Below are 6,758 nucleotides of genomic sequence, written 5' to 3'. Positions count from 1 at the left end.
ACTGTTACTAATAAAAATAATTATAATATATTCTTTATTTATTGTATATGTAAGTAGAATTATGTAGATTAAATGTTTTCTACATAGTTATCAATAAAATATATATTAAAAATATTCCTATAAAATAAGTAATTTTAATAATTATTCACATAAATTTGAGTTAAGTTTTTATAAGTGGATAACTAAGTGTAATAGCTCTTTATTACTTAGAAAAGGTGATATTTTCAAAGAAAAATGTTACTTATTCACAATTTTATCCACAAACTGTTTGTTTAAAGTGAACAATACAAGATTTACTTGATTTAATAAGGATTTTGGATATTTTTAAAAAATTTTTAATAAGAAAAATAATAAGTTATCAAAATTTTTATCCACATTAGTATGTGTAAAATATGACAAAGCTGATTATTCACCTAGTTTCAGACTCTTCTGTTCAAACTGCAAAGAGTGCAGCTCATTCTGCTCTTGCTCAATTTACTTCTTTAAAACCAAAATTGTATCATTGGCCAATGATTAGAAATTTAGAATTATTAAAAGAAGTACTGAGTAAGATAGAATCAAAGCATGGTATTGTCTTATACACGATTGCGGATCAAGAACTAAGGAAGACTCTGACAAAATTTTGTTATGAATTAAAAATTCCTTGTATTTCGGTAATAGGTAAAATTATCAAAGAAATGTCAGTTTTTTCAGGAATTGAGATAGAAAAAGAGCAAAATTATAATTATAAATTCGATAAAACTTATTTTGATACTCTTAATGCTATTGATTATGCTATAAGACATGATGATGGACAGCTGCTTAATGAGTTACAGTTTGCGGATATTGTGTTAATAGGTCCATCTAGAACTTCTAAGACCCCTACTTCGGTATTTTTAGCATATAATGGGCTAAAGACGGCAAATATTCCTTATGTTTATAATTGCCCGTTCCCTGATTTTATAGAAAAAGATATAGATCAATTGGTAGTAGGGCTTGTAATTAATCCAAATAGATTAATAGAAATAAGAGAAACTAGGCTGAATTTGCTACAAATTAATGAAAATAGAAATTATACAGATTTTAATATAGTACAAAAAGAATGTTTAGAAGTTAAAAAAATTTGTGAACTAAGAAACTGGCCAGTAATAGATGTATCAACAAAATCAATAGAAGAAACAGCAGCTTTAATAATGCGGATATATTATAACAAAAAAATAAGTATAATAAATAAAAATTTTCATTATTTACAAGTATAATTTGGTAATTTATAATTTTACTTGTAAAAAATATAGAGGACATATGGCAAGCAATGTAACAGATAAATCTTTTGAAGAGGAAGTACTAAAATCAAATTTACCTGTATTAGTAGATTTTTGGGCTGAGTGGTGTGGTCCGTGCAGAATGTTAACCCCAATAATAGAGGAAATAAGTAAAGAGCTAGAGAATAAAGTAAAAGTACTTAAAATGAATATAGTAGATGATTCCGAAACACCTAGCAAACTTGGAATAAAAAGTATACCAACTTTGATTTTATTTAAAGATGGTGAACAATTAGATATAAAAGTAGGAATAAAGCAAAATAATCCAAAACAAGAAATTTTAGATTGGATAGAAAATAATATAAAATATTGATTTTATGTCTTTTAATCATTCTAAAGTATTTATAGAGATAAAAAACGCTTACGTTGAGGGCATAGATACCCATAAACGAGCACAAGGATTAAAGCATTTCTTTCTTAATAGAGGAACTTCTTTTTCTCCAAATATACCAATATTGAATAATATTAATTTTTCTTGCTATGAGGGAGAAAAAGTAGCCTTTATTGGTAGTAATGGCTCGGGAAAAAGTTCTCTTTTAAAAATGATTGCAGGAATTTATCCGCCAATAAAAGGAACAATAAGTGTTTGTGGTGATATTGCACCTATAATAGATATGAGTGCTGGGTTTGAGCAAGAACAAACAGGGCGTGATAACATCAAAATGTTGATGTTATATAATAATATGCTAGATAAATATAATAAAGAAGTAGAGCAGGAAATTATAGAATTTTCGGAATTAGGTAGCAAAATTGATTTACCTATAAAAAATTATAGTTCCGGAATGTTATCTCGAATTGCTTTTTCCATATCAATATTTCAACATCCACAAATACTATTACTTGATGAAATTTTTGCTGCAGGAGATAGTTATTTTATAAAAAAATCTTTAAATTTAATGAAAAATAAATTTAAAAATACACCTATTTCAATAATAGTAAGTCATCAAGAAGAACTTGTAAAAGATAATTGTAATAGATGTATTTTATTACGTGATGGTAGTATTGTTGCTGATGGTAAACCTTCAGAAATATTTAAAATTTACAATAGAGAAAAACATAAATGATAAAGTATTTTTTATCTAAAAAATATTGGGAAGCGGTAATATTATTAGTTAGAGCTTCTATAATTAAGCAAAACAAAGATTCATTTTTAGGATCTTTATGGAGTTTGATTCAACCATTTGTTAATATATTGGTAATTTCGTATTTTTTTGGCTTTTTATTGAATCAGCCAAGAGAGTTTTTGATAATGAATTTAGTTGGAGGAATTCCTTTATGGACTTTTCTATTAACTAGCTTAACAACTTCTTCAAATTCTTTAGTAGCACGTGACCAAATAATAAAAAAAGTTAGAATTTCTAAGACTTTTTTCCCAGTTGCAGATAGTTTAGCACAGCTATACAATCTATTTTGCTCATTTTTGGCAATGTATGTTGCTTTTATTTTATTGTTTCCAGAAAAATTTTCATGGCAAATAATATTTATGCCAATATTAATTTTACCACTAATAATTTGTACAATTAGTGGATCTATTGCAATGGCTTTTCTAACGCCTTATATCCGCGATATTCCACAAATATTAAATGTTGTTTTAGGAGTCATTTATTGGAGTATACCTATAGTTTATCCATATTCATTAATCCCTGAAGCTCAAAGAGACTTCTTTGAACTTAACCCATTCTTTATAATTATAAGACCTGCACAATCATTAGTAATTAATGGGACATTACCGGACCCAATATCAATAGGTAAATCTATTATAGTAGCTTTTATTACTGTTTGTATAAGTTACTTAGTATATAAACGCTTTTCAAAAAGAGTTATTTATTACCTATGAAGCTTGGTTTTAATCTAGATTTTAAAAAATTAGATTTAACCGGTCTTAAAAAATTAGATCAAATATTTTTAGATTATCTCTTTAAAGCCAACAAATCGCTTTATGATAATATATTATTATTTAGATCTAATCCTTATTCTATTCTCTCTCAAGATTATTCCGAATTTTTATTAAATATATCTCCTTACTTAGATGATTTTCTAGCAGAATTATTTTGTATTTCAAACGAAGTTACAAGTTTGAGATTACAGCATAAAGATTTTGATATTATTTATGAGTGTAAAAGAAAATTTGTCCAGCGTTATGCCATCAAGAAATATTCACAAGAAAAAATAAAAGATATAGATTTTGAGGATATATATTTAAAATTAGCTGATTTAATAGGTAAAAAATTTACTTCTAGAGATTTCGCTAAACAAGTAATTATATGGCAACAAGCAGAAGAGAGTTTTGTAAAAGAATTAGATATAGCCGCACAATATGCTGCTTATAGGGTGTCATCTCGTGGCTTTATTGATGGTGTCATCCCGTGGCCCCGCCACGGGATCCAGAAAAAACAAATAGATTCCGCGATCAAGTCGCGGAATGACATCTTGTTTGATCTCCCACAAAAGCTAGACAAAGAAAACCTAATAGATGATAAAAAAATATCTAAATATCAAAAAAACGAAAGGTTAAATTTTGATTATACAGATTCCTTTTTAAATCTGGATGAAGCTTTAAACCACTCTCATTATTGTATTTATTGTCATAAACAGGATAAGGATAGTTGTTCTAGGGGAATAAATGTCATTCCTCAATCTCGTCATTGCGAGGAACGTAGCGACGAAGCAATCTCAGGAGTTCTTATGAGATTGCCACGCTCCTTTCAATCACTCGCAATGACAACCGGTTGCCCCCTAAAACAAAAAATTTCCGAGATGAATTACGTTAAGGCTCAAGGCTTTAATTTAAGTGCTCTTGCGATTATTGTTATAGATAACCCAATGGTTGCGGCTACCGGTCATAGGATTTGTAATGATTGCTCAAAGGCTTGTATTTATCAAAAGCAAGATCCAGTAAATATACCGCTAATAGAGTCAAATATTTTAGAAGAAACGCTTAAGTTACCTTATGGCTTAGAGATATATCTACTTTTAACTCGTTGGAATCCGCTTAATATTTATAACCCGCTGCCAAAAGAATCTACTAACTATAATATTCTGGTTACAGGGCTTGGTCCAGCAGGTTTCAGTCTTAGTTATTATTTATTACGATCTGGTCATAATGTCACGGCTATTGATGGTTTAAAAATTACTCCTCTACCTTTTGATATTCATAAGCCAATAAAATTTTGGCATGAATATAAAAATAAATTATCTAAAAGAGTACCGAAAGGATTTGGCGGAGTAGCGGAGTATGGTATTACTGTTCGCTGGGATAAAAACAATCTTGATATATTAAGGCTAATATTAGAGCGAAATAATAAGTTTAAATATTATGATGGGGTGGCTTTAGATTTTAATATAACGAAAGAGCAAACCTTTGATTTAGGTTTTGATCATATAGCTTTCTGTATTGGAGCTGGCAAGCCAAAAATTTTAGATATAGAGAATTTTGATGCTAAAGGTGTTAAAACAGCTTCGGACTTTTTAATGACTTTGCAAAGCGGTGGAGCGTTTTTAGAAAACTCTAATACTAATATGCTTATTAGAATGCCGATTGCGGTAATTGGTGGCGGTCTTACCTCCCTAGATGCAGCAATAGAAAGCTTATATTATTATAAAAAGCAGGTAGAGAGTTTTGTTAAAGATTACGAGTTTGCTGTTGCCAAATACGGCAAAGATTATACGGAAAAAGATTGGACTGAAGAAGATAAGGAAATAGCCGAGGAATTTATTGCTCATGCAAAATTATTTGAGAAAGCTAAGAATAATGAAGAGCTGAAAGAGGTTTTTAAGAAACTGGGCGGAGCTACTATTTATTATCGTGGGAAGCTGCAAGATTCGCCAGCATATAAATTAAATCATGAGGAGCTAATATATGCATTAGCATTAGGAGTTAATTTTGAAGAAAATATGCAGCCTTTGAGAATTAATAATGATAAATATGGGCATGTGGAGTCCGTGGAATTTGGGAATAGAGACCGTCATTGCGAGGAAATGCGTAGCATTGACGCGGCAATCTCGTTAAGTCAAACTCCTAAGATTGCCACGCAGCCAAAGGCTGCTCGCAATGACGTCAAAGCCAAAACCGTGATCATGGCAATTGGTATAGAAAACAATACCGAATTTGATGAAGATAAATATAGCTACTTTGGAGACTGCAATCCTAAATACTCAGGTAGTGTAGTTAAGGCACTTGCTAACAGCAAAGATGGCTATGAGGCTATTAATAAGAAGTTGGCAAATAATAACCCGAATTTTAAAGGTGATTATAAAAACTTTGTAAAACAGCTAGATGATTTGTTAATTAGCAAGGTTCACAAAATAAACATCTTAGGCGATAAAATTTTTGAGTTAGTAATTCACTCACCGCTTGCTGCTAGGAATTTTAAGCCAGGGCAGTTTTTCCGTTTACAAAATTATTCTAATGATATAACTAAATTAATAGAGCCTTTAGCCCTAAGCGTTGCGGATATTAATGTAGAAAGCGGTTTAATTAGTTTTATAATATATGATGTCGGTAAATCAACTAACTTATGTAAATTATTTTCTGAAGAGGAAAAAGTAGTTTTGATGGGACCAAGCGGGATGCCATTAGAGATACCAAATAATAAAAGAATAATAGTTATTGACACTGAACCGAATAATGTTTTAATTAAAACTCTAAAAGATAACAATAACGAAGTTATGTTTTTTACCTATCCTGAAATAAAAACACAAAAACTAACTTTAATAGATAGAGTAATAATTAATGCATCACCTGAAATAGCAGAAGAGTTAAAAAGTTTAAAAATATTCGGTGAAAGTGCAGAGATAATTGTTAGTGTTAATTCATCTATGCAATGCATGATGAAAGGAATTTGTGGTCAGTGTATACAAAAAGTTGAAGATGAAAGAAAATACATTTTTGCTTGTAGCTGCCAAAATCAAAAAGCAGAAATAGTTGATTTTGAAAGCTTAAAAATTCGTTTGCATCAGAATTCTTTGCAAGAGAAGATGAAGAAATTATAACTTGAATCTTCCTTTGGAAAAATTAAAATTGTTGGATTACGCTTGTGACAACTCCCCAGATATATGTACCATTTTCAATTTTGGTAGGTGGGAAATCTTTATTTTCAGGCATTAAGTAAGCTTCGTCGTTGATAAATTTTAAGCGTTTTACAGTAAATTCGTTATTAATAACAGCAATTACTATTTTATTATTAGTAGGGGGTAGAGATTTATCAACTATCAATAAATCATTTTCTCTAATACCGGCATCTATCATAGAATCACCGGTTACTTGAACAAAAAAAGTTGATTTAGGATGCTTAATTAAATGGCTATTCAAATCAAGGCTATTACTCATATATCCGTCAGCAGGCGACGGATAACCTGCCTGTACTTTTGTGTCAAATAACGGCAACTCACAAGCCTTTTCTACAGAACAAGAAAAAATTTCTTTAATTTGCATGTTAGAATATTCTATATAAATAA

5 protein-coding genes and 1 pseudogene are annotated in these 6,758 nt (G+C 29.8%); 5 read left to right on the top strand and 1 reads right to left on the bottom strand.

Annotation, left to right across the window (positions count from 1 at the left end; genetic code table 11):
- Positions 1-392 precede the first annotated feature (392 nt).
- The 5 genes and pseudogenes from AAGD54_RS09410 to AAGD54_RS09390 all read left to right on the top strand — a co-directional run bounded on the left by AAGD54_RS09410 (position 393) and on the right by AAGD54_RS09390 (position 6,293).
- Positions 393-1,213 (top strand): annotated as a pseudogene (locus tag AAGD54_RS09410) (pyruvate, water dikinase regulatory protein).
- A 68-nt stretch (positions 1,214-1,281) separates the two neighbouring features.
- The gene (gene trxA / locus AAGD54_RS09405; RefSeq protein ID WP_341788601.1) at positions 1,282-1,614 is read left to right on the top strand and encodes a thioredoxin; all 333 of its coding nucleotides are present in this window, start codon (positions 1,282-1,284) and stop codon (positions 1,612-1,614) included.
- Positions 1,615-1,618: 4 nt separating this feature from the next.
- A complete protein-coding gene (locus tag AAGD54_RS09400; protein WP_341788600.1) occupies positions 1,619-2,365 on the top strand; it encodes an ABC transporter ATP-binding protein in 747 nt (248 codons plus the stop codon).
- The gene (locus tag AAGD54_RS09395) at positions 2,362-3,138 is read left to right on the top strand and encodes an ABC transporter permease (RefSeq protein ID WP_341794679.1); all 777 of its coding nucleotides are present in this window, start codon (positions 2,362-2,364) and stop codon (positions 3,136-3,138) included. The genes AAGD54_RS09400 and AAGD54_RS09395 overlap by 4 nt, the downstream gene beginning before the upstream one ends.
- On the top strand, positions 3,135-6,293 hold the full coding sequence (locus AAGD54_RS09390) for an FAD-dependent oxidoreductase (protein ID WP_341794678.1): 3,159 nt from the start codon (positions 3,135-3,137) through the stop codon (positions 6,291-6,293). Before AAGD54_RS09395 ends, AAGD54_RS09390 begins: the two co-directional genes overlap by 4 nt.
- Positions 6,294-6,315: 22 nt before the next feature.
- Here the strand turns inward: AAGD54_RS09390 and AAGD54_RS09385 are convergent, their stop codons facing one another.
- A complete protein-coding gene (locus tag AAGD54_RS09385; RefSeq protein WP_011476702.1) occupies positions 6,316-6,735 on the bottom strand; it encodes a LexA family protein in 420 nt (139 codons plus the stop codon).
- Positions 6,736-6,758: the final 23 nt, after the last annotated feature.

Source organism: Rickettsia endosymbiont of Rhinocyllus conicus, from assembly GCF_964026465.1.
Taxonomy (GTDB): domain Bacteria; phylum Pseudomonadota; class Alphaproteobacteria; order Rickettsiales; family Rickettsiaceae; genus Rickettsia.
This window is presented reverse-complemented; position numbering and strand designations above follow the sequence as displayed.

Coding starts and splice junctions, on each gene's coding strand:
- AAGD54_RS09400 (WP_341788600.1), top strand. CDS start 1,619: ATGTCTTTTAATCATTCTAAAGTATTTATAGAGATAAAAAACGCTTAC.
- AAGD54_RS09395 (WP_341794679.1), top strand. CDS start 2,362: ATGATAAAGTATTTTTTATCTAAAAAATATTGGGAAGCGGTAATATTA.
- AAGD54_RS09385 (WP_011476702.1), bottom strand. CDS start 6,735: ATGCAAATTAAAGAAATTTTTTCTTGTTCTGTAGAAAAGGCTTGTGAG.
- AAGD54_RS09390 (WP_341794678.1), top strand. CDS start 3,135: ATGAAGCTTGGTTTTAATCTAGATTTTAAAAAATTAGATTTAACCGGT.
- trxA (WP_341788601.1), top strand. CDS start 1,282: ATGGCAAGCAATGTAACAGATAAATCTTTTGAAGAGGAAGTACTAAAA.